This is a genomic window from Dyella halodurans, assembly GCF_026283925.1.
Classification (GTDB): Bacteria; Pseudomonadota; Gammaproteobacteria; order Xanthomonadales; family Rhodanobacteraceae; genus Dyella; species Dyella halodurans.
Genome location: NZ_JAPDPF010000002.1, coordinates 245,641 through 266,262, shown reverse-complemented (window position 1 = coordinate 266,262; position 20,622 = coordinate 245,641). Strand labels below are relative to the sequence as shown.

The 20,622-nt window shown below is 64.8% G+C and carries 17 protein-coding genes; 5 read left to right on the top strand and 12 right to left on the bottom strand.

The window, feature by feature from the left end; genetic code table 11:
• Positions 1-5 precede the first annotated feature (5 nt).
• Positions 6-1,565, top strand: a complete 1,560-nt coding sequence (locus OUZ49_RS04915) for a PepSY-associated TM helix domain-containing protein (RefSeq protein WP_266148867.1) — start codon at positions 6-8, stop codon at positions 1,563-1,565.
• 27 nt (positions 1,566-1,592) lie between these two features.
• Here OUZ49_RS04915 and OUZ49_RS04910 read toward each other — a convergent pair whose 3' ends face one another.
• Both OUZ49_RS04910 and pdxR read right to left on the bottom strand, forming a co-directional pair.
• A complete protein-coding gene (locus OUZ49_RS04910) occupies positions 1,593-1,910 on the bottom strand; it encodes an antitoxin Xre/MbcA/ParS toxin-binding domain-containing protein (protein WP_266148866.1) in 318 nt (105 codons plus the stop codon).
• Between the two features lie 284 nt (positions 1,911-2,194).
• Entirely contained in the window at positions 2,195-3,619 is a 1,425-nt protein-coding gene (gene pdxR, locus OUZ49_RS04905; protein ID WP_266148865.1) for a MocR-like pyridoxine biosynthesis transcription factor PdxR, read from the bottom strand.
• A 115-nt stretch (positions 3,620-3,734) separates the two neighbouring features.
• On the opposite strand from pdxR, the gene OUZ49_RS04900 reads away from it, so the two are divergent.
• Together OUZ49_RS04900 and OUZ49_RS04895 are read left to right on the top strand one after the other, a co-directional pair.
• Positions 3,735-4,172, top strand: coding sequence for a carboxymuconolactone decarboxylase family protein (locus OUZ49_RS04900; RefSeq protein WP_266148863.1), 438 nt, complete (start codon positions 3,735-3,737; stop codon positions 4,170-4,172).
• Between the two features lie 16 nt (positions 4,173-4,188).
• Positions 4,189-4,650, top strand: coding sequence for a cupin domain-containing protein (locus OUZ49_RS04895; RefSeq protein ID WP_266148862.1), 462 nt, complete (start codon positions 4,189-4,191; stop codon positions 4,648-4,650).
• A gap of 11 nt (positions 4,651-4,661) precedes the next feature.
• Here OUZ49_RS04895 and OUZ49_RS04890 read toward each other — a convergent pair whose 3' ends face one another.
• The 6 genes from OUZ49_RS04890 to OUZ49_RS04865 form a co-directional block, all read right to left on the bottom strand.
• Entirely contained in the window at positions 4,662-6,383 is a 1,722-nt protein-coding gene (locus OUZ49_RS04890; RefSeq protein ID WP_266148861.1) for an esterase/lipase family protein, read from the bottom strand.
• Positions 6,384-6,524: 141 nt separating this feature from the next.
• A complete protein-coding gene (locus tag OUZ49_RS04885) occupies positions 6,525-8,102 on the bottom strand; it encodes a phospholipase D family protein (RefSeq protein ID WP_266148860.1) in 1,578 nt (525 codons plus the stop codon).
• 142 nt (positions 8,103-8,244) lie between these two features.
• Entirely contained in the window at positions 8,245-9,240 is a 996-nt protein-coding gene (gene zipA / locus OUZ49_RS04880; protein WP_266148859.1) for a cell division protein ZipA, read from the bottom strand.
• Between the two features lie 11 nt (positions 9,241-9,251).
• A complete protein-coding gene (gene smc / locus OUZ49_RS04875) occupies positions 9,252-12,761 on the bottom strand; it encodes a chromosome segregation protein SMC (protein WP_266148858.1) in 3,510 nt (1,169 codons plus the stop codon).
• A 236-nt stretch (positions 12,762-12,997) separates the two neighbouring features.
• Positions 12,998-13,261: a BolA family protein gene (locus tag OUZ49_RS04870; RefSeq protein ID WP_266148857.1), complete on the bottom strand. Its 264-nt coding sequence runs from the start codon at positions 13,259-13,261 to the stop codon at positions 12,998-13,000.
• Positions 13,258-13,563, bottom strand: coding sequence for a YciI family protein (locus OUZ49_RS04865; RefSeq protein ID WP_266148856.1), 306 nt, complete (start codon positions 13,561-13,563; stop codon positions 13,258-13,260). Before OUZ49_RS04865 ends, OUZ49_RS04870 begins: the two co-directional genes overlap by 4 nt.
• A gap of 125 nt (positions 13,564-13,688) precedes the next feature.
• Here OUZ49_RS04865 and OUZ49_RS04860 point away from each other — a divergent pair, with 125 nt between their 5' ends.
• Positions 13,689-14,327, top strand: a complete 639-nt coding sequence (locus OUZ49_RS04860) for a YidC/Oxa1 family membrane protein insertase (protein ID WP_266148855.1) — start codon at positions 13,689-13,691, stop codon at positions 14,325-14,327.
• Positions 14,328-14,391: 64 nt separating this feature from the next.
• Here the strand turns inward: OUZ49_RS04860 and lysS are convergent, their stop codons facing one another.
• The 3 genes from lysS to prfB all read right to left on the bottom strand — a co-directional run bounded on the left by lysS (position 14,392) and on the right by prfB (position 17,491).
• A complete protein-coding gene (gene lysS / locus OUZ49_RS04855) occupies positions 14,392-15,912 on the bottom strand; it encodes a lysine--tRNA ligase (protein ID WP_266148854.1) in 1,521 nt (506 codons plus the stop codon).
• Between the two features lie 104 nt (positions 15,913-16,016).
• Positions 16,017-16,373, bottom strand: coding sequence for a hypothetical protein (locus tag OUZ49_RS04850; RefSeq protein ID WP_266148853.1), 357 nt, complete (start codon positions 16,371-16,373; stop codon positions 16,017-16,019).
• Positions 16,366-17,491 (bottom strand): peptide chain release factor 2 gene (gene prfB / locus OUZ49_RS04845; RefSeq protein ID WP_266148852.1). Its coding sequence is split into 2 segments (ribosomal slippage): positions 16,366-17,415 and positions 17,417-17,491, totalling 1,125 coding nucleotides; the frame shifts between segments, so codons are not numbered across the junction. The genes OUZ49_RS04850 and prfB overlap by 8 nt, the downstream gene beginning before the upstream one ends.
• Before the next feature lie 216 nt (positions 17,492-17,707).
• On the opposite strand from prfB, the gene OUZ49_RS04840 reads away from it, so the two are divergent.
• Positions 17,708-18,763 carry an AI-2E family transporter gene (locus OUZ49_RS04840; protein WP_266148851.1) on the top strand — a complete coding sequence of 352 codons (1,056 nt, stop codon included), beginning with the start codon at positions 17,708-17,710 and terminating at the stop codon, positions 18,761-18,763.
• Positions 18,764-18,920: 157 nt separating this feature from the next.
• On the opposite strand, the gene asnB is transcribed toward OUZ49_RS04840, so the two are convergent.
• Positions 18,921-20,594 (bottom strand): asparagine synthase B, encoded by a 1,674-nt coding sequence (gene asnB, locus OUZ49_RS04835; protein WP_266148850.1) that lies wholly within the window; start codon positions 20,592-20,594, stop codon positions 18,921-18,923.
• Between the last annotated feature and the right edge of the window lie 28 nt (positions 20,595-20,622).

The window sequence follows — 20,622 nt, the reverse complement described above, 5'->3', positions numbered from 1 at the left end:
ACGCCATGAAAGCCTCCACTATTCGCACCTATCAGACGGTGCACACCTGGACCGGCCTGCTGGCCGGCTTTGCGCTGTTCGTGGCGTTCTATGCCGGCGCACTCACCGTGTTCCACAACGACATCGCGACCTGGCAGAACCCGCCGTGGCGTGGCGCGGCGGATGCCGAGGTGCCGGTACACGCGCTGATCGAGCGCCTCGTCGCGACCCAGCCGGCAGCCAAGGACGACTTTGGCATCGTGCTGCCGATCGACGCCTCGCATGCGGCCTATGCGTTCTGGCAGGACAAGAACGACGAGCGCTTTGCTACGGCCAGCCAGTTGCATGAGCCACGCACGGAAGCTGGCGCAAGCGAACTCGCCGACTTCATCTACGCCGTGCATGATTCGCTCGGCTTGCCGGTGATTGGCCTATACCTGATGGGCATCGTCAGCTTGCTCTACGGTCTGGCGCTGGTATCAGGTTTCGTCATGCACCTGCCGCAACTGGTGAGCAGCCTGTTCGCCATCCGGGCAGGCCGTAATCTCAAGCGGCTATGGCAGGACGCGCACAATGCGATCGGCGTGATCAGCCTTCCCTTCCACATCATTTTCTCGATCACCGGCGCGCTGTTCTGCCTGCTTGGCCTGACCCTGGCCACGCTCAATACCGTCGCGTTTGACGGCAAGCTTTACAGCGCCTTCGCCCAGGCCACGCAGACCACGCCTGCAGTCACCGCCAGCGGCACGCCGGCCGCCATGCTTGCTCCCGAGGCGCTGATCGAACGCGCCCGTGCCACGGCCTTGAGCTTGGGAGTCACCACGTTCGAGCCCGATTACCTGCATTTCGTGCACTACGGCGACTACAACGCCGTGGCCGAGGTGCGCGGGCTTTCGCAGCACACGCTGGGCACCTTCGGCACGATCGTGCTGTCCGCGCGCGACGGCCGCGTGCTGCGCACCTTTGCCGGTGATGCTTACAGCCTTAACGGCATCAGTTATGCCGCGCTGTATGGCCTGCACTTCGGCAGTTTCGGCGGGCGCACCGTGCAGTGGCTGTATTTCATCCTGGGGCTGGCGGGCGCCTTCCTGTTCTATTCGGGCAACCTGCTGTGGATCGAATCACGTCGCAAACGGCGCCATCTCGATCAGCCGCGCCGCACGCGGGTCATGGCGCGCGCCACCATCGGCGTCTTCCTGGGCACCTGCCTGGGTATCTCAGGCGCATTCGCCGCGACCTGGCTGGCCGTCCGGCTGGGCGCGGATGCCGGCATGCCTCAGCGCGTCGCCTGTTACGGCCTGTTCCTGGCAGCTTGTGCGTATGCCTGCATTCGCCCTATCGCGAAGGCAACGGTCGAATTGCTCATGGCCACCGCGGTACTCACCATGCTCGTGGCAGTCGCTGACCTGATTGGCAATGCGAGTGCATTCGCGCAGGCGTGGACGCCACTGAGCGGGCGCGTGCTCGGCGTCGACCTTGCCGGCATAGCCCTTGGCATCCTGTTTGCGTGTTTTGCACGCGCAACCGCCCGGCGCGCCCGCACGGGCAACGCCCATAGCGTGTGGGCGCTGCCAGCCGCTTCCTGAGCAAGCGCGCCCGATGCCAGGCGACGGTCAATAAGCCATCCGCACCGCGCTGGAGCGCGCGACAGCGGGCGCGTCACCCATCAGTGCGATCTCGTCCCACACCGTGTCCGCTTCGCCATCGGCAAGCAGCTCGTAGGCTGTGCGGCCGTCGAATGCGCTCTGGTGCCGGCACATCCAGCGCACGGCGCGATCGCGGTCGCGCAGGCTCTGCACCAGCATGGTGGCGAGCGAGGCATGCTGCTTTTCCAGAGCGCCGAACGCACGCTCCATCACGTCATCCCGCAGGGTGTTGATCTGAGCAAGCTCCGTGGCGACGTCCTGAAACTTGATCGTAACTTTGCGCATACGTTCGCTCCTTATTTGCCCCCATCCACACGCCTCTCGTCCGTGTCATCAGCTGCTCCCGACCTCCCCCTCGATCGGATCAGCGCAATGACCAAGTCTGACCTCCCTGTGCAACCCGCGAATTCGCCGTCTGCCACGCTGCATCCGGCCATCTCGGCGCTACCGCCCATGCGACTGGATCATGCTCAAGGTTATGCTGAATTTGCGTGAATTCTCTAGGCTGATCAGCTACGACTTTTGGTTAGCTTGGTTGCTCAGCAACAGCGCGTTACCTTGCAGCGGATTCAGGGCGACAGACGGGCCAGCACCGTTTTGAGCCGGGACATGGACGCATGGATGGCGGCCACCGAAATATCTCCGTAGCCAAACATGAGTCCCTGCCTCGCCCGTCGGCCGGCATAAAAACCAGAGATGCCGTACAGCCCTATGGAGTCGGCGCGCGCGCTGGCGATCACGGCTTCCTCGCTCAATCCCTTACGCAACCGGGCCGCAAGATGGATGCCAGCCACCGGCGCAATGGGTTCCAGCCAAGGCGACAGCTCGCCTTCCAGATGTCCCAGCAACGCCTGTCGCCGTTCGGCGTAATACCGGTGCACGCGCCGTAGGTGCCTGCCGAAATCGCCATCCAGCATGAAACGCGCCAGTGCGGCCTCGGTCAGGCTGTTGCCGTGCCAGTCGTTGATCTGCTTGGCCTTGAGGAAGTCGGCCGTGAGCGATGCGGGCGGTATCACGTAGCCCAGGCGCAACTCGGGAAAAATCGTCTTGGAAAAGGTGCCCACATAGGCCACCACGCCGCTGCGATCGAGGCTCCTCAGCGACTCCATCGGCCGCCCCTCGAAGCGGAACTCGCCGTCGTAATCGTCTTCCACGATCAGAGCGCCACGCGCCGATGCCCATTCCAGCAGCGCGAGGCGGCGCTCCAGGCTCATCGGCATGCCCAGCGGAAACTGATGCGAGGGGGTGACGTAAACCAGCCGGGCATGATCCGGGAGTGCGCTTACCACCAAGCCTTCGCCGTCCACCCGAACCGGCACCACGCGCGCCCCCAGTGCCAGCAGGCTGGAGCGCGCCGGCGGATAGCCCGGCTCCTCCACCGCCGCGGTATCGCCGGGATTGACCATGACCCGCGCCGCCAGGTCGATGGCCTGCTGCGCCCCCTGCGTCACGATCACATCCTGCCAGTCGCAGGCTATTCCCCGGTTGAAGCCGACATAGCGCGCGATCGCCAAGCGCAGCTCCTGCTCGCCACCCGGGTCGTGGTACACGCCGCGTCCGCGCATCTGCACACGCAAGGCGTGGTTGATGCACTTGCGCCATACCTCGCCACGAAACAGCGCCTTGTCGGTCACGCCACCCAGATAATCATGGGTGAGCTGCGTGCCGGGCTTGGGCATCGACAGCGCATCCGGCACGCGCTTCCACACGGACGCCGGCCTGGGCGACATGGCATTGCGAGCGCGTGTACTGACAAGCGCCGGCGCCAGCCCTGCGGCGACGTAGGTGCCGTCACCCGCATGGCTGACCAGGAAACCCTCGGCAATCAAGCGTTCGTAGGCCTCAAGCGGCGTCTTGCGCGACACACCCAGTTGCCCGGCCAGGTCGCGCGTGGACGGCAGCCGCTCGCCTGCGGACAGGCGACCCTCCACGATGGCGATCCGCAGTTGCCGGTACAACTGGCCCGTCAGGTCGCGGCGGCCAGCAATGGTCAACTGGATATCCAATGGTCACCTCAAAATGCCGAGAATTGGACATTTAGGTAGTCCAATGATCAGTCTAGCCTTATCTCACCTTCTCCACTGAATGCCACCACCCAGGAGCATAGACATGAGCGAGCGTCTCGATTTCTACAAGTCCAACCCCGATGCCATCAAGGCGATGATGGGCCTGGAGCAGCGCATCGGCAAAAGCGGCCTGGAAAAGTCGCTGGTCGACCTGGTGCGCCTGCGTGCCTCGCAGATCAATGGCTGCGCGTATTGCGTGGACATGCATGCGTCCGATGCACGCAAGGCCGGCGAAAACGAGCGTCGCCTCGCCACGCTCTGCGTGTGGCGCGAAACGACCTTCTTCACCGATCGCGAACGCGCCGCGCTGGAATGGACCGAAGCGCTCACCCTGATCGCGCAAAGCCACGCGCCGGACAGTGTGTGGGAAGCCGTGCAACCCCACTTCTCGCCGGAGGAGTTGACGGACCTGACCTTGCTGATCGTGGCGATCAACGGCTGGAACCGCTTCGCCATTGCCTTCCGCAAACTCCCCGCCTGACGCCACGGGGGCAGCCATGAACACCTACCTCTCTCGCGCGGCCTCGGCGTTCCTTGCAGGCGCCGTCGCCCTCGGTGTCGCCGGCGCCGTGTATGCACATGGCGATGAAGAACACGTCCAGCCCTTGATGAAGCAATCACTGGCGGACGTACCGGGCAAGCACGTCATGATGGCCACGGTCACCCTGGCCCCGGGCCAGAGCGCGGCACCGCACCTGCATCCAGGCTCGATCTTCGCCTATGTGCTGGACGGCAGCGTGGTCTCGCAACTGGAGGGCCAGGCACCCAGGACCTACAAGACGGGTGACAGCTGGTACGAGGCACCGCGTGTGCATCATCTGATGACGCGCAATCCGAGCGAGACACAGCCCGCCACGCTGCTGGTGTGGGCCATCGTTGGCGAGAACGAGCCCATCAAGCTTCCGCTAGCGCAAGTCTCCGGCCTGAGCCCGCCATTGCCCAGTCTGGCGACACACTGAGCCGAGTGATCTCAGGGCTGACGAAGAATCTCAAGAATCTTCGTCAGCACTTGGTCATTGAGATACAGCTGGTGCCCACTTTTCACGATCGTGGTGGAGGTGGCCCCGGGCAGTATGGCGCTGCTGAGGGGCACGAAACCGTCTCCGGGTGGTCGCGCACCGGGGAGGCTGCCGGCGAAGGTGTAGTAACGCACACTCGCGACCGGCATCAGCGATTGCGCGGCATGGCTCACCGGCTGATCCGGACGCAGGGTGCTGATGCTGCTCAGGCCTTCCTTCTGATAGTCGGCTGCCAACGCCAGCGACTCATGCTGGCGATTGGCCTTGGCCACGCGCAGCAGCGCATCCACTTCCGGGGCACTGACCCGCACCAGGCGCAAGGCAAGCTGGCCGATGAACTCATCGGCAACCGGACTGCCCTTATGCGGTGCAGCCAGGAAAATCGCCCGGCTTACGCCCGGATACGCCTTGAAGTGAAAGATGCTGTCTACCACGGCAATATCGGCGGGAGTGCCGCTCAACGCCGTGACGGGCTCATCGAAGACGGCATTCCAGATCACTTCGTCGCTATTGGAGGCCAGCAGGCGCGACATCACGCCGCCCATGCTGTGCCCGATCAGCACCATGTTCTGCCGTGCCGGCGCCGCGCCTGACGGGTCCAGCGCGCGCCAGCCATCGTCGAGAAATTGCTGGACGCGGTGGCGATCGAGCAAGACCGGCGTATTGGTGGGAAACACCACGTGCCAGACCTGGTAACGCGCATGCAATTCGGGCGAGCCGAAGATCATGTTGGTCAGCCTGGCCCAGATCAGCGGGCTGCGCCCCAGGCCATGCAACATGATGATGGGCGTCTTGTTCGGGTCGTAGTCCTCCAACAGGTAAAGGCCTTCGCGAACCGCCAGTTCGGTACCGCCAAGCAGATTCCATATCGCCAGGCGTTGCAGCCGTGACTTGTCATACAACGCGGCCAGCGGCGCGGTGACGTCACTGGCAAGCACGGCATGCTGATTGTTCACCACGATGTCCGGATGCAGGGTCGGATCGGTCATGACCAGATGAGGCATGCCTTCGCCGTCCTGCTCGACCCATGCCGTCACCGGACGGGCCACCCCCTCCGACGGGAAAAGACGGCAAGCCGGGTGATCCGTGCAGCGCGCCTGGATGGCCACCAGCGGTATACCCAGGCCCGGCGTCGCATAGCGCGTGCCCATCACGGGCGGGATGAGCACGGTATCGGCGCGGATCAAGGCCATCGTCCCCGACAGGCTGCTCGACACCCCGCGGAATTCGACGGCGAGCTTTGCCTCGCCGACCTCCAGCGTTTCGGCGGTCCATCGTGGCGGCTCGTGCTCGAGCAGAAAGTCCACCAGCAATCCGCTGCACATGTTGCTGATGGCCTCGGCCTCGCGTCGCTGGGCCGCATGGCGACTGCCCAGGGCCAGGTAGGCGTACGCTGCGCAATGCATGGCGATCCGCGCGGACACTTCGGCGTCCGACTGATGCGGCAGCTCACGCCAGAGTCGCCTGGCTTCGACCAAGGGGTCCGGTGGCGCCGCCGACGGTGCGCCCGGATGCGGCGCGGAGGCGCAGGCAGCCAGCAGCAGGCCGAACACCCACAGTCCCAACCAGCGCCATTGGGCCAGCACGCCATGCCTGACCCGCGCAGGCACGCACGAGGTCGCCTGGAAGCCTGCCGTGATGCTTCGGTTGTCACCAGCCTCAAGACGGCGCATGCAAGCTCCCATCGCCAGCCGTAGCCCTGTCCGACCCGCTTCGACGGCGGGGTGCGCAAGCCCAGCCAACGGCCCGCAACTTACGCTTGTCGGCATGCGCGTGCATCTGTCCCGCCACAGCGAGGCCGGCGCGCGCCGTCTCTAAAGCAGGTGTTCGATCGGCAACAGGTCGCCCAGCCCCACCTTGAAACGTCGCCACCAGGTCGTTTCGGGGGCGTGGTCATAGCGGATCACCTGACCGTCCGACTGCTGCCCCTGCCAGTAGACGCGCCCCGTCGACCCGTCCAGCAACACGCTATAGCTGTGCGTCGGCCGGGTGGCGTCCGCGAAGATGGCAAGCAAGGCTTGGGCAAGCACCGGTGATTCGATGATGACGCCGTCCTCGGTGTTGAGGTCGAGGGAGCGCGGATCGAGGTTCATCGAGCCGACGAACGCATGCCCGTCATCCACCACGATCGCCTTCGCATGCAGGCTGTTGGAGCCCGAGCTGGAGCCAAAGAAATGGCTGCCCCCGCCATGCCCGCCGCTGGGGTCGGGCTTCAGCTCATACAGGCTCACCCCCATCTTCAGCAAAGGCGGGCGGTACGAGGCATAGGCGTTGTACACGTCGCCTGCATCGGTCGACGCCAGCGAATTGGTCAGTACGTGGATTTCCACGCCACGGTCGCGCAAGTTCTGCAGATAAGTGACGCCGCGCTCGCCGGGCAGGAAGTAAGGATTGATCAGGGTCAGGCGATGCTGCGCCGAATCCGTCCAGGCCCGCATCGCCGGCACCATGGTCAGGCCATCGTTGCTGGTGGTTGGGTTTGCCTTCTCGGGATCATCCGCCAGATAGGTGGCTGGCCCCCACGCCCAATCGGCGGAGGACACTTCATGCGTAACGTCGCCCGCACGCGTGACCAGGTTCTGCGCGTAGTTGCTCTGGCTGAACAGGCGCGCATTGACCCTGATGTCTTCACGGATACTCGCCGCCTCGGCCGGGTTCAAGGCCTTGTGATGAAACGCGCCGATGGGAAATGACAGCTGGCTGTTCCAGTAGTTGTCGAACGCGGTGCCGATTTCCTGGACGACCGGGCCTACCACCAGCACATCGAGGTCGCGGAAGTTCACATTGCCGCTGGCGTCGAAATACTCGTCACCGATATTGCGGCCACCCGCGATAGCCATCGAACTGTCGGCGATGAAGGCCTTGTTGTGCATGCGGCGATTCAGGCGCGAGAAATCGCCGGCGAACTGCTTGCCGATGCCCCATAGCGACGAGTTGCGCTCCAGGAACGGGTTGAACAGGCGGATCTCGATATGCGGGTGGCCATCCAGTGCCCGCAACACTTCATCGTTTCCGGCCACATGCAGGTCATCGAGCAACAATCTCACGCGTACGCCGCGATCGGCCGCGGCGATCAGGTGGTTGGCAAGCAACTCGCCGGTCGCGTCGCTATGAAAGGTGTAGTACTGCAGGTCGAGCGAGTGCACGGCGCGATCGGCCAACGCGATGCGCGCCAGCAGCGCTTCGTTCGCATCGCTGATCAGGCGCACGCCGGATTCGGTGGTGTGCCTGGTGGTGAGGCGGGTCGCGTACGCAGCCAGCGGCGCATCGGCCGTTGCCGGCAACATCGTACTGGGAACGCGTGGATAGTCTGGGCGCAGGTCGGAATGCGTGCATGCGACGAGCGTCAACAATCCCAGCCACGCGAAGTGACGCAGCGATTTGCAGGTCATGCCTCCCCCTTAGGTGAACACCTCGTGCAGGGGCGCGCCCAGTGCGCGATAACCTACAACGCGATGCCGTGATACCTCGTCAGCCTGGATCGCCCACAGGGTGCGCTCCTACATACACAAAGGTAACCCCTTGGGGGAATTCTCAACGACCGAATGTGATTTCCTTGCCTTCGTGGTCGCGGTCCCAGCCGCGCAGCTCGTCTCGTATATGCGCCACGCGCTGGCGCCCGAGCGCATTGCGCTCCTCATCCAGCACCTGGCCGTCCAGCAGCTCGGCCAGTCGCTGGGCGGTCGGCAGCATGGTGTCCCAGGCATCGAGCGCGGGAATCGGCGCCGGCAAGGTCATGAAGAAACTGAGGCCAGGCGTCAGCAAGGCATCGAGCCGGGTCAGGTCGAAATTGCCGGGCTTGAGCATGTTCGCGACGCTGAAGATCGGCCCCAGCTCGCGCTTGCCGTCCACCAGTCGGTGATAGATGCCCATGTCGCCGAACTCGAGGCCGGCCTTCTCGGCTGCAACGATCAAGTCAGCGCCGTTGAATACATTTCCTTCGCGTGCCACCACGAACAAGGTGACGATGCGTTCGACCGGCAAGCGCTCCGGGCGACGACCCACGTCCGAACGTGGCGGCACGCGCGGTGCGGCGGGAGCCGGTGCGGGAGCCAGCACCGGCGCCGGCTCGGGCGCGGATTCATGCGGCGCGGCACCCGCAAGGCTGTGTTCGAACTGTTCCGGTGGTGCGCGCAGCGCATCGACAATCGATCCGGCGATGCCGCCCGGGCGGGTCAGCGGCGCAGGCTCGATCCGACCCTTGCCGCCCGCCAGCGTCGCGCCGAGCCGTTCCAGCTCCTCGCGCAGCCCCATGTCCAGCTCGCCCTGGTGCGGCTGGCGTTCGTCCAGCGGATCCAGTTGGAAATCATCGCGTGCGCTGAAGGACGGCTCGTCGTGTGATGCGTCTTCATTGCCGAAGGTCGGTTCGCGCCGCTCACCGGCCTGGCCAGCCACGGCACGCCGCCTGCCCTGCTCTTTCTTTGGCTGGCCGAACAACCAGATCAGTGCCAGCACGATCAGGCCAACGATCAGCATGGGAATGCCGACAGCAGGATTCCAGGCGAAGGCAAGCACGGGTTGTACGGTCATGGTCAGATTCCTCAAGCAGCGCCCGCAAGTTTAGCCGCTTCGGCGAGATCCACCTGCACCAGACGCGACACACCGGCTTCGCGCATGGTCACGCCGCACAGCTGCGAGGCCGCCTCCATGGTGGCCTTGTTATGGCTGACGAAGATGAACTGCACCTTCTCGCTCATCTCCTTGACCATGTTGGAGAAGCGGCCGACGTTCGCTTCGTCGAGCGGCGCGTCGACCTCGTCGAGCAGGCAGAACGGCGCCGGATTCAGGCCGAAGATGGCGAACACCAGCGATACCGCGGTCAAGGCCTTTTCGCCACCGGACAGCAAGGTGATATTGGACACGCGCTTGCCCGGTGGGCGCGCCATGATCGCCACGCCGGTGTCCAGCAGGTCGTCGCCGGTGAGCTCGAGATAAGCGTGGCCGCCGCCGAACAGGCGCGGGAACAGTTCCTGCACGCCGGCATTCACGCGGTCGAAGGTTTCCTTGAAGCGCTGGCGCGTTTCGCGATCGATCTTCTTGATTGCCGCCTCCAGCGTTTCCATCGCGCTGACCAGGTCGGCGAGCTGGTTGTCGAGATAGGTCTTGCGCTCGCTTTGCTCGGCATGCTCCTGGATAGCGGCGAGATTCACCGGCTCCAGGCGCACGATCTTCTGGCCGATCTCGACCAGCTGCGTGCGCCACTGGCTGGCGTCGGCATCTTCGGCCAGCTCGGCCAGCAAGGGTTCGAGCTCCAGGCCCGAGGCCGTGATCGCTTCAGCCAGCTGCTCGGCGCGCAACTGCAGGGCCTGTGCGGCAAGACGCTTCTGCGAGAGCTTCTCGCGCAGGCCGTTGAGGCCATGCTCGATGCGCTGGCGCTCCTGCTCCAGCCGGCGGAACTCGGCGTCGCAATCCTCCACCGCACGGCGCGCCTCGACCAGCTGCTTGTCGACCAGCAGGCGCTGATCCAGATAAGTCTGGCGCTCGGCCTCCAGCTCGGCGATGGGGTCGGAACCCGCGGCGAGCTGTTCGGCGATTTCGGTGCGGCGCGCCTCGATCTGGCGCAGCTGCGTATCCATGCGCGACAGCGCCTGTTCCAGCGAGGCCAGCGAGGAACGCTTGGACTCCATTGCCAGTGCCAGCGCATGCGACTGGTCGGCCGCCTCGCGCGCGTTCATGCGTGCTTCCTCGCGCGACTCAAGCAGGGCACGGCGTTCGTTTTCCAGCTCGCGGCGCTGGTCTTCCAGGTCGCCCATGTGGCCGACCGATTCGTCCAGGCGCGCACGCGCGTCGCGGGTCTGCGTCTGCAGCTCGTCGAGCTGGCTGATCAGGTCCGACAACTCGCCGGCCACCTTCTCGGCACGGGCACGCGCGGTTTCCATCTTGCCGCGATGGCTTTGCAACTGACCGGCCAGTTCGGACTGGCGGCGATGCGCGTTGTACAGCTCGCGCTGGGCGTCGTCACGCGCGCGCTCGGCCTCGAACTTGCGCGTGCGCAGGTCATCGAGCGTGTTGGTCGCTTCCTCGATGCGCTCTTCCAGCGCCATGATCTGTTCGGCCAAGGTGCGCATCTCGCGCTCACGCGCCAGCACGCCGACCTGGTTGCCCTGTGCACGGCGCACGCGGGCCCAGCCAGGGCCGAGCCATTCGCCATTGCGCGTCATCACCGACTGGTACGGCGCCAAGGCGGAAAGCTGGGCCACGCGCTCATGCGCATGCTCGATCGTATCGGCGGTCAGCACATGAGCAAGAATCGATACCGCTGCCGCTGGGCCGCGCACGTGCGCCGCCAGCGTGCCGGCGGTGTTGACGCCACCCTCGGCCGCATTGACCAGGGCGACGTCGGCGTTGTCCAGCGAGCCGAACTCGGACGCCAACGTGTGCGATTCGTCCACCAGCACGCTGTCGAGGAAACCAGCCAGGGCAGTTTCGACGGCAGTTTCCCAGCCAGCTTCCACCTGCAGCGACTCACCCAGGCGGCGCGACTTGTCCAGGCCCAGGCGGGCCAGCCAGCCGCTGGCGGCGCTTTCTTCCTGGCCCAGCGCGGCGTGCTGCAAGGCTTCCAGCGACGACTGCCGGCCGCGGGCGGATTGCAGCTGCTGGCGCGCCTCGTTGAGCGAGGACTGCACCTGGCGCTCTTCGTCGAGCACCTTCTCGTAACCGGTCTTGTGCTGGTCGAGCAGGCTGCCCAACGATTCCACTCGCTCGTGCTGGGTTTCGTGCTCGACCTGCAGCTGTTCGGCGGCCGCATCCAGCGCCGCCACATCAGTGGCTTTCTGCTCGCCCTCCAGCGCCTCGCGCCGACGCGACAGGTCGACCGCCTGGCGGTCGAGATAATTGAGCTTGGTGCGCTCCACCTCGGCGGCCCGGCTGGACTCGCCCGCGGTACGCGTATGCGAGTCCCAGCGCTGCTGCCAGTCGGCCAACTTGGTTTCGGTGTCGCGCAGTGAGTCGGCGGTGTCGTCCTGCATCTGCTGCAGGGCCTCCAGTCGCGGCTCACCCTCGGCCAGCGCCATGCGCAACGTTTCCACCTGGGTGCGATCGTTGGCGATGTGCTCGGCCAGTTCGGCGTGCTCGCGCTCGGTCTCGCCCTGCGAGCGCAACAGGCGATCGGCCGTCTCGCGGTTGTAACGCACCTGCTGCTCGACGCGGGCGATCTCGGCGCCGACCTTGTAGACCTCGGCCTGCACCGCATTCAGATGTTCGGAGGCGCCGATGTGCCGCTCGCGCACGCTTTCCAGCTGCGCTTCGACATGGCGCTGACCGGCCAGCTCGCGCTCGATCTCGATCTCGGCAGCGGACAAGCCGGCGCCTTCGCCATCGTGCTGACCCTTGAGCCCGCGGTATTCGAGCGCGCGCAGCTCGGCTTCCTTGCGCGTCTGCTCTTCCTTCAAGGCCTTCCAGCGCTCGGCGGCGCGGGCCTGGCGATTGAGGTGTTCGAGCTGCTTGTCCACTTCGTCGCGCACGTCGCGCACGCGGTCGAGGTTTTCGCGGGTGGACTTGATGCGGCTCTCGGTTTCCTTGCGGCGCTCCTTGTACTTGGAGATGCCGGCCGCCTCTTCCAGATGCATGCGCAGCTCGTCGGGCGCCGCCTCGACGATCTGGCTGATCATGCCCTGTTCGATGATCGAGTAGCTGCGCGGGCCCAGGCCGGTGCCGAGGAACAAATCGGTGATGTCACGACGACGGCAGCGTGCGCCATTGAGGAAGTACGCCGACTGGCCGTCACGGGTGACCTGGCGCTTCACTGATATCTCGGCGTACTGGCCGTACTCGCCCTGGATGGTGCCATCGGCGTTGTCGAAGATCAGCTCGACCGTGGCCTGGCCCACCGGCTTGCGCGCGTTGGAGCCGGAGAAGATCACGTCGGTGAGCGAGTCGCCGCGCAGGCGGCTGGCGGCGCTTTCGCCCATCACCCAGCGGATGGCGTCGATGATGTTGGACTTGCCGCAACCATTAGGCCCCACCACGCCGGTCATATTGGTTGGCAGGTGCAACGTGGTCGGGTCCACAAAGGACTTGAAACCGGCGAGTTTGATCGTGGTCAGGCGCATTCGGGCATCAACGCTGGGTGAGATGCCCGAGGCTTTCGGGCGATGGGGCACTGTGCCAAACGCAGGCCGCTGCTGCAATGCGTTTCGCCAGACCAATCCACTTTAACATTGATATGTAAGTCAATGTTAATTAGGGCTTTATGTATGGAGCATGAGCCTGTTACCGCGGCTTGATCAGCCCTTCGGCCAGGGAAGGCCGCAGGGATGCCGCTGGTACGGGGCAGCGACCATGTGATCTATTCGCCAGGCACCTTGGCATCGATCGACAACGCGTGGATGCCGTTGTCCATCAGGCCCTGCAATGCCGCGTAAACCAGGCGGTGCCGCTTGATCGGCAACTGCCCGGCAAACGCCGCGCTGACAATGCGTACGTGGTAGTGCCCCTTGCCCTCGTTGGCGTGGCCGGCGTGCTTGTGGCCTTCGTCCAGCACCTCAAGAGCCACGGGATCGAGCGCCTGCTGCAGGCGCTCACGGATCTGCTCGACCATCGGTGCGCTCATGCCCGCGGCAGCGCCTTGAGGAACGGCTTGATGCTGACGCTGGCGTAGACACCGGCGTCCACATACGGATCCGCCTTGGCCCAGGCCTCCGCCTCGGCCTGGGACGGAAATTCAGCCAGGATCAGGCTGCCCGTGAAACCAGCCGGGCCCGGGTCATCCGACTCGATCGCCGGAAACGGGCCCGCCACCAGCAAGCGCCCCTCCTCGAGCAGCTGCTGCAGCCGCCCGATGTGGGCCGGTCGCACGCTTTTCCGCTTTTCCAGCGAATCAGGGACGTCGGTACCGACAATGGCGAACCACATGGCAAGCTCCTGCTGAGTGAATCGCCAAGTTTAGCCGACAATGCCGCATGGCATCCGCCCCTTGGAATGGCTGCGGGGCATGCCCACTTCGCAAGCATCGTTGACGATACGAAAGGGGACGTACTGTGGCGTTGTGGAACAGCTTTGTCGCTTTGATCGCACAGGTTCTGGATAGCCTGGCGCATGGTCTCAACGGCAGTTACGGCATGGCCGTGATCGCCTTGGCCCTGATGGTCCGGCTGGTCTTGCTGCCGTGGACCTTGCGCGCCGCGGAGCACGCCTGGCGGCAACGACAGGCCATGACCGCCTTGAAACCGAAACTGGAGCAACTGGCCCAGCGCCACGCTGACGACCCCATGGCCCATGCGGCCGCCATGCGCACGCTTTATCGCGAACATGGCCTGGGCGTCGGCATGGGCGGCGGCTTACTGACGGCGATGGTCCAGGCTCCGCTGGGACTGGGTGTCTATGCAGCGATTCGCCAAGGCCTGGCTGGCGCGGGAGCCTTTCTGTGGATTCCCAAGCTGGCTCGACCCGATCTGTGGCTGGCCGCCTTGGTTGCGGCACTGAGCTATGCCGCCATCCTCTTGAACCCGGCGATGTCCGCACAGGCCAAGACCTTGCTGCAATGGCTGCCCGTGGTGATCTCATTCTTCGTGGTTTGGCATCTCGCCGCCGGCCTGGGCCTGTACTGGGCCGCCTCCAGCGGGGTGAACCTGCTGCAGTCGGTGCTGTTGCGGCGACGCATCCGCACAACCGCCTGACCCACAGCCAAAACAAAGGGCCCGCACGATGCGGGCCCTTTGCTCATCCACGGCCTGACGGGCCTCAGGCTTCCGGGCGCATATACGGGAACAGCAACACGTCGCGGATCGACGACGCGTTGGTCAGCAACATCACCAGGCGATCGATGCCGATGCCCAGGCCGCCCGTCGGCGGCAGGCCCACTTCCAGTGCGCGGATGTAGTCCGCGTCGAAGTGCATGGCTTCGTCGTCGCCGGATGCCTTCGCATCCACCTGGGCCTGGAAGCGCGCGGCCTGGTCTTCCGGGTCGTTCAACTCGGAGAAACCATTCGCCAGCTCCTTGGCGTTGACGAACAGCTCGAAGCGGTCGGTGATGCCCGGCTTGGTGTCGCTTTCGCGGGCCAGCGGCGACACCTCGACCGGATGGTCGGTGATGAAGGTCGGCTGGATCAGGGTGTGCTCCACCGTCTTCTCGAAAATCTCCAGCACCAGGCGGCCCCAGCCGAACTCGCCCTTGAGCGGAATGCCCAGGCGCTTGCAGTGGGCCACCAGCGCATCACGGTCACGCAGCTCTTCGCGGCGGATCTCCGGGTTCAGTTCCAGCACCGCGTCTTCCATGCTCCAGCGCCGGAACGCCGGGCCGACGTCGATCTCGACGCCATCCCAGGTGAGCTTGGTGGTGCCAATCACCGCCTTGGCCGACTCACGGATCACCTCTTCGGTGAGATCCATGATCTCGGCGTGGGTGGCGTAGGCCTGGTACAGCTCCAGCATGGTGAATTCGGGGTTGTGCCGCGTAGACACGCCCTCGTTGCGGAAGTTGCGGTTGATCTCGTACACGCGATCGAAGCCGCCGACCACCAGGCGCTTGAGGTACAGCTCCGGCGCCACGCGCAGGTACAGGTCCATGTCGAGCGCATTGTGGTGGGTGACGAACGGACGCGCGGTGGCGCCGCCCGGGATCACGTGCATCATCGGCGTTTCCACTTCCATGAAGCGGCGCGGCTCGGCCTCGAGCCACTTGCGGATAAAGCCGATGATCTTCGAGCGCTGCGCGAACGTGCGGCGCGCTTCTTCGGTCACGATCAGGTCGACATAGCGCTGGCGATAGCGCTGCTCGACGTCGGCCAGGCCATGGCGCTTGTCCGGCAGCGGGCGCAGGCTCTTGGTCAGCAGGCGCAGCACATCGACCTTCACCGACAGCTCGCCGGTCTTGGTGCGCATCAGCACGCCTTCGGCGCCCACGATGTCGCCCAGGTCCCAGCCCTTGAAGGCCTTGAAGGTGTCCTCGCCTACCGTGCCCTGGTGGATGAACAGCTGGATGCGGCCGCTGAAGTCCTGCATCTGCACAAAGGCGACCTTGCCCTGGTCACGCTTGAGCATGATGCGGCCGGCCACCTTCACGCGCCGCGCGGCGCCTTCGATGCTCTCGGCGGTCCACTGCTCGACATCGGCGAATTCGGCCTGCAGGTCGCCTGCAAACGCATCGACCTTGAAGTCATTCGGAAACGCCACGCCCTGCCCGCGCAACGCCTTCAGTTTCTCGCGGCGCTCGGCGATCAGCTTGTTCTCGTCGATGGGCTGGATATCGGTCGGTTCAGTCATGAGGTTTCCGTAGCTGCCGGCGCCCGCGCCGTTCGGCGGACGCATCTCTAGTTGTCATCCGATCAGCGGACGAGCGGGACAGTGCTTGCCCGCGACGCCGACTGTCAATCGTTCTTGCCGAACACGTGTTTCACTGCGTGTTTGGTGGCCTCCCAGCCTTCTTTCGCGCCATGCCCGATGCCCTGGTCTGCTTCTTTCGCGCCGTGGCCGACCGAAATGGCTGCGTTCTTGGTCGCGTGCCCGATATCGCGGGCGCCGTCGCCAATGTCCTTGCCGGCCGCCTTGGCATCTTGCTTGACACCCTGGCCGGAGGAGGACGACGTGCCTTCCTGCTGCGCGCCGGCCACGCCGCTGCTTGCCGCCAGGGCGGCCCACACAACCAGAATGGCGAAAGTCTTCGTTCTGTTCATGCAGGCAACACCTCGGTCGTCGTGCAGATTCGATGGCTCGCGATCAGGCATCCACGCGCTTGGCGCCCGCATCCAGGCCCGACTTCAGGCTGGCCTCGATGAATTCATCCAGGTCGCCATCGAGCACCTTCTGCGTATCGGAGCGCTCGATACCGGTGCGCAGGTCCTTGATACGGCTCTGGTCGAGCACGTAGTTGCGGATCTGGCTGCCCCAGCCGATGTCCGACTTGGACGCTTCCAGCGCGTCCTTCTCGGCATTGCGCTTCTGCAGCTCCAGCTCATACAGCTTGGCCGCCAGCATCTTCATGGCGCGGTCGCGGTTGGCGTGCTGGCTGCGCTCGGTCTGGCAGGCCACCACCGTATTGGTCGGGATATGCGTGATACGCACGGCCGACTCGGTCTTGTTGACGTGCTGACCACCGGCGCCGGACGAACGGTACACGTCGGTGCGCAGGTCGGCCGGGTTGATGTCGATATCGATGTCGTCATCCACTTCCGGCGACACGAACACCGAAGTGAAGCTGGTATGGCGGCGATTGTCCGAATCGAACGGGCTTTTGCGCACCAGGCGGTGCACGCCGATCTCGGTCTTCAGCCAGCCGTAGGCGTAGTCGCCTTCCACGCGGAAGGTGGCGGACTTGATGCCGGCCACTTCGCCACCGCTGACTTCCAGCAACTCGGTCTTCCAGCCGCGCGATTCGGCCCAGCGCAGGTACATGCGCAGCAGGATTTCGGCCCAGTCCTGCGCCTCGGTGCCGCCGGCGCCGGCCTGGATGTCCACGAATGCGTTGTTGGCGTCCATCTTGCCGGAGAACATGCGCTGGAATTCCAGCTTGCTCACCTTGGCGTCGAGGCCACGCAGGTCGGCGATCACCGAGTTGGCGGTGTCCTCGTCGTTGTCGGCGGCGGCCATCTCCAGCAGCTCGCCGGCGTCGGTCAAACCGGCCGTCAAGCTGTCGATGCCACTGACGATGGTGTCCAGGCGGGCGCGTTCGCGGCCCAACTCCTGGGCGCGCGGCGGATCGTCCCACACGGTGGGGCTTTCCAGTTCGCGGCTTACTTCTTCGAGACGCTCACGCTTGGTGGCGTAGTCAAAGATACCCCCTAAGCGACTCGACGCGGCCCTTGAGGTCCGCGATCTGCGCAAGGATCGGATTGGTTTCGATCATTTGGGTTGAGCTTCCGTATCAGCAGCCCTTTAGGATAACAGAGGACTCCGATTTGCCGGTAAGGCGCGGCGCGGCCTGGCGCGCCCCGGCCTGGGGGCGATTTCACATAAAAAAGTCGCGCCACCGGTAAGGCTCCGACACGGTCGGTCACGGACGGCAAGGCTAGACGCAGCCCGGCCCGCACCAGGCGCCCCTTTTGCCCGGACCCATGCCCGCATGAACGAGCGATTTCAGTCCCTGGTCTATGGCGTGGTATTCGCGATGGCCGTGGGGTGGGTGCTCCACGTCGGCAGGAAGATCTTCGAGCCGGTGGTCCTGAGCATCCTGGTGGTCTACGTGATCGTCGGCCTGACCCGACTGCTCTACCGCATTCCGGTGATCGGGCCGCGCCTGCCCATGAAGCTGCATTACGCGCTGTCGATCCTGGTGATCGCGCTGGCCTTGATGGCCATGGCCTCCCTGATCATGACCAACCTCACGCGTGTCGCGACCTTGCTGCCGCAGTACCAGGCCACCTTGCTGACCATGATCCAGAAAGGCGCTGCCCGATTCGGCTTCGAGTCCGAGCCGACCTGGGCCACCTTGCGACGCGACGTGCTCGGCCAGGTCAATATGCAGCGCCTGATCGGCTCCACCGTGCTGTCTGTCACCTCGATCGCCGCCAGCCTGATCGTGGTGTTCCTCTACGTCGCCTTCCTGCTGGTCGAGAAGGGCAACCTGCCGAACAAGCTGGCGCATCTCTCGGATCAGCCGCACAACGTGGCGCAGCTGGAAAAGATCATCGTGCACATCAACCAGCGCGTGGGCACCTACCTGGCGCTGAAGACCCTGCTGAGCCTGCTGCTTGGCCTGGTCAGCTGGGCGGTCATGGCGTTCTTCGGGCTGGAGCTGGCCGCGTTCTGGGCGGTGGTGATCACGCTGTTGAATTACGTGCCCTATATCGGCTCGTTCCTCAGCGTGTTTTTCCCGGTGGCGTTTGCCGTCGTCCAGTATGGCGATACCGATACGGTGCTGATGCTAGCGCTGGCGCTGTCGGTGCCACAGTTCTTCATAGGCAATTTTCTCGACCCGTACCTGATGGGCAATTCGCTGAACCTCAGCCCATTCGCCATCCTGATCAGCCTGACCGTGTGGAGCGCGCTGTGGGGCATTCCAGGCGCCTTTCTGGCGGTGCCGATTACCGCCTGCATGGCGATGGTGTTTTCGGAGTTTCCGGGTACGCGGCCGGTGGCGGTGTTGTTGTCGCGTAGTGGGGATTTGGACGAGAACTGACCGCGCCGTCAGCTCCCTCTCCCCACTGGGGAGAGGGTTGGGGTGAGGGGGCAATCTTGCGACGAAATGCAGACGAAGCGTGCTTCGTAGCCACCTCATCGCGACCACCCGCCCCTCACCTCAGTCCTCTCCCCGGAGGGGAGAGGAAGACAAGCCGTTACGCCAACGCCTGCTGATGCACGCCACGCACCGCACGCCCGGACGGATCGGCCGCGCCTGCAAACGTCGGATCCCAGGCCAGGGCCGCGGGTGAGGAGCACGCGATGGACTTGCCGCCCGGCACGGTCGCCGCGCAGGCCTGTCCCGGATAGTAGCGTTCGAAGATGCGCCGATACAGGTAAGCCTCCTTGGTCGCCGGCGTGTTGTGCGGGAAGCGCGTCGCCGCCGCGGCAAATTCGCGATCGCTGATCGCCTGCTCCGCATGCGCCTTGAGGCCGTCGATCCAGCCATAGCCGACGCCATCGCTGAACTGCTCCTTCTGCCGCCACAGGATCTCGTCCGGCAAGGCACCCTGGAACGCCTCGCGCAAGACGGCCTTCTCGATACGTCCGTTGCCCGCCATCTTGTGCCGCGCATCCAGGCCCATGGCCACGTCGAGAAATGCCAGGTCCAGGAACGGCACGCGTGCCTCCACGCCCCAGGCCATCATCGACTTGTTCGCGCGCAGGCAGTCGTAGCTATGCAGTGCATCCAGCTTGCGCACGGTTTCCTCGTGGAACGCCTCGGCCGACGGCGCCTTGTGGAAATACAGGTAGCCGCCAAAGATCTCGTCCGAACCTTCACCTGACAGCACCATCTTCACGCCCATGGCCTTGATCCGACGCGCCAGCAGGTACATCGGCGTCGAGGCGCGGATGGTGGTGACGTCATAAGTTTCGATATGGCGAATGACTTCGGGCAACGCGTCCAGCCCTTCCCAGAACGTATAGACGAAGCCGTGATGCACCGTACCCAGCGCATCCGCAGCGACCTGGGCGGCGGCGAGATCGGGCGAGCCTTCCAGCCCGATCGCGAAGGAATGCAGGCGCGGCCACCAGGCCTCGCCGCGGTCGTCGTCCTCCACCCGGTGACGCGCGAATCGCGCGGCGCAGGCAGCCACCAGCGAGGAATCCAGGCCGCCGGAGAGCAGCACGCCATAGGGCACGTCCGTCATCAGCTGGCGATGCACCGCCTGCTCGAAGGCCTCGCGCAAATCCTGCGACGAAACGTCGTGGCCTTGGGTATGGGAGTAATCGCGCCAGGGCTTGTGGTAATAACGACGCAGCTCGCCATCGGCACTGTCATACACATGGCCCGGTGGAAACGGCGCCACGTCGGCGCAAAGGCTGGACAACGCCTTCATCTCCGAGGCCACGCACAGCCGCCCTTCGCCATCATGCCCCCAGTACAGCGGGCAGACGCCGATCGGATCGCGGGCGATCAGATAGCGCGCTGCCTCGCTGTCCCACAGGGCAAAGGCAAAGATGCCGTTGAGTCTGGCCACCCATTCAAGCGGGCTGACCGGTTCGCGATACAGCGCATTGATCACCTCACAGTCCGAACCCGTGGTGAAGTCATAGCCGCTGGCGGCGCGCAACTCGCGGTGGTTGTAGATCTCGCCGTTCACCGCCAACGCCAGCGCGCCATCGCGCGAGCGCAGTGGTTGCGCGCCGCTGGCCGGGTCGACGATGGCCAGGCGCTCGTGCACCAGGATCACACCGGCGTCGACGAACACACCGCTCCAGTCCGGGCCACGATGGCGCTGGCGTTGGGAAAGCTCCAGCGCCTGCTGGCGCAATGCCGCCAGGTCATCGCCTGGCTGCAGGTCGAACATGCCGAAGATCGAACACATGACACAGGTCCCTTGGTTGGTTTTTCGT

Excerpts from the sequence above, each read along its gene's own strand:
- OUZ49_RS04915 (WP_266148867.1), top strand. The coding sequence starts at position 6 with ATGAAAGCCTCCACTATTCGCACCTATCAGACGGTGCACACCTGGACC.
- OUZ49_RS04910 (WP_266148866.1), bottom strand. The coding sequence starts at position 1,910 with ATGCGCAAAGTTACGATCAAGTTTCAGGACGTCGCCACGGAGCTTGCT.
- OUZ49_RS04900 (WP_266148863.1), top strand. The coding sequence starts at position 3,735 with ATGAGCGAGCGTCTCGATTTCTACAAGTCCAACCCCGATGCCATCAAG.
- OUZ49_RS04895 (WP_266148862.1), top strand. The coding sequence starts at position 4,189 with ATGAACACCTACCTCTCTCGCGCGGCCTCGGCGTTCCTTGCAGGCGCC.
- OUZ49_RS04890 (WP_266148861.1), bottom strand. The coding sequence starts at position 6,383 with ATGCGCCGTCTTGAGGCTGGTGACAACCGAAGCATCACGGCAGGCTTC.
- OUZ49_RS04885 (WP_266148860.1), bottom strand. The coding sequence starts at position 8,102 with ATGACCTGCAAATCGCTGCGTCACTTCGCGTGGCTGGGATTGTTGACG.
- zipA (WP_266148859.1), bottom strand. The coding sequence starts at position 9,240 with ATGACCGTACAACCCGTGCTTGCCTTCGCCTGGAATCCTGCTGTCGGC.
- smc (WP_266148858.1), bottom strand. The coding sequence starts at position 12,761 with ATGCGCCTGACCACGATCAAACTCGCCGGTTTCAAGTCCTTTGTGGAC.
- OUZ49_RS04870 (WP_266148857.1), bottom strand. The coding sequence starts at position 13,261 with ATGAGCGCACCGATGGTCGAGCAGATCCGTGAGCGCCTGCAGCAGGCG.
- OUZ49_RS04865 (WP_266148856.1), bottom strand. The coding sequence starts at position 13,563 with ATGTGGTTCGCCATTGTCGGTACCGACGTCCCTGATTCGCTGGAAAAG.
- lysS (WP_266148854.1), bottom strand. The coding sequence starts at position 15,912 with ATGACTGAACCGACCGATATCCAGCCCATCGACGAGAACAAGCTGATC.
- OUZ49_RS04850 (WP_266148853.1), bottom strand. The coding sequence starts at position 16,373 with ATGCCTGATCGCGAGCCATCGAATCTGCACGACGACCGAGGTGTTGCC.
- OUZ49_RS04840 (WP_266148851.1), top strand. The coding sequence starts at position 17,708 with ATGAACGAGCGATTTCAGTCCCTGGTCTATGGCGTGGTATTCGCGATG.
- asnB (WP_266148850.1), bottom strand. The coding sequence starts at position 20,594 with ATGTGTTCGATCTTCGGCATGTTCGACCTGCAGCCAGGCGATGACCTG.